Below are 1,310 nucleotides of genomic sequence, written 5' to 3'. Positions count from 1 at the left end.
GTCGGCACGCTGAACCTGACCGGCGTCGAAACCGGCGCGGTCGTCGAATATTCGATCGATGGCGGTCATACCTGGAGCACCAGCTTCAGCGCCACCGAAGGCCTGAATGATGTGCAGGTCCGACAAACCGATATCGCCGGCAACACCTCCAACCCGACGTCATTCAGCTTCACGCTCGACACCTTCGCTACCGCCCCGGGCGTGGCCCTGACCACTGACTCCGGCAGCAGCGCGTCCGATCACGTCACCAATGTCGGCACGCTGAACCTCACCGGTGTCGAAACCGGCGCGACCGTCGAATACTCGACCGATGGCGGTCATACTTGGAACACCAGCTTCAGTGCCGTCGAAGGCCTGAACGACGTGCAGGTCCGCCAGACCGACATCGCCGGCAACACATCCGATCCGACTTCGTTCAGCTTCACGCTCGACACGTCGGCCGCCGCACCGGGCGTGGCGCTCACCACCGATTCGGGCAGCAGCGCGTCCGATCACGTCACCAACGTCGGCACGCTGAACCTCACCGGTGTCGAGACCGGCGCGACCGTCGAATACTCGACCGACGGCGGCCATACCTGGAACACCAGCTTCAGCGCGGTCGAAGGCGTGAACGACGTGCAGGTCCGGCAGACCGATATCGCCGGCAATACGTCGTCGGCGACGTCGTTCAGCTTCATGCTCGATACGTCGGCCACCGCCCCCGGTGTTGCGCTGACCACCGATTCCGGCAGCAGCGCTGTTGATCACATCACCAATGTCGGCACGCTGAACCTGTCCGGCGTCGAAACCGGCGCCACCGTCGAATACTCGACCGACGGCGGCCATACCTGGAACACTAGTTTCAGCGCCGTCGAAGGCCTGAACGACGTACAGGTCCGGCAGACCGATATCGCCGGCAACACGTCCGATCCGACTTCGTTCGGCTTCACGCTCGACACCTTCGCTGCCGCCCCCGGTGTTGCGCTCACCACCGATTCGGGCAGCAGCGCGTCTGATCACGTCACCAACGTCGGCACGCTGAACCTGACCGGCGTCGAAACCGGCGCGGTCGTCGAATATTCGATCGATGGCGGTCATACCTGGAGCACCAGCTTCAGCGCCACCGAAGGCCTGAATGATGTGCAGGTCCGACAAACCGATATCGCCGGCAACACCTCCAACCCGACGTCATTCAGCTTCACGCTCGACACCTTCGCTACCGCCCCGGGCGTGGCCCTGACCACTGACTCCGGCAGCAGCGCGTCCGATCACGTCACCAATGTCGGCACGCTGAACCTCACCGGTGTCGAAACCGGCGCGACCGTCGAATA

The 1,310-nt window shown here is 63.7% G+C and carries 1 protein-coding gene; it reads left to right on the top strand.

Annotated features, from left to right (window positions below; genetic code table 11):
- The coding region (locus HWY45_RS36200) for an Ig-like domain-containing protein (protein WP_244111059.1) at positions 1–1,310 on the top strand (1,310 nt) is incomplete at both ends.

The sequence above is a fragment of the Burkholderia stagnalis genome, from assembly GCF_902830275.1.
Classification (GTDB): domain Bacteria; phylum Pseudomonadota; class Gammaproteobacteria; order Burkholderiales; family Burkholderiaceae; genus Burkholderia; species Burkholderia stagnalis.
The sequence above is the reverse complement of the archived record's forward strand: the minus strand, read 5'-3'. Positions and strand labels throughout refer to the sequence as shown.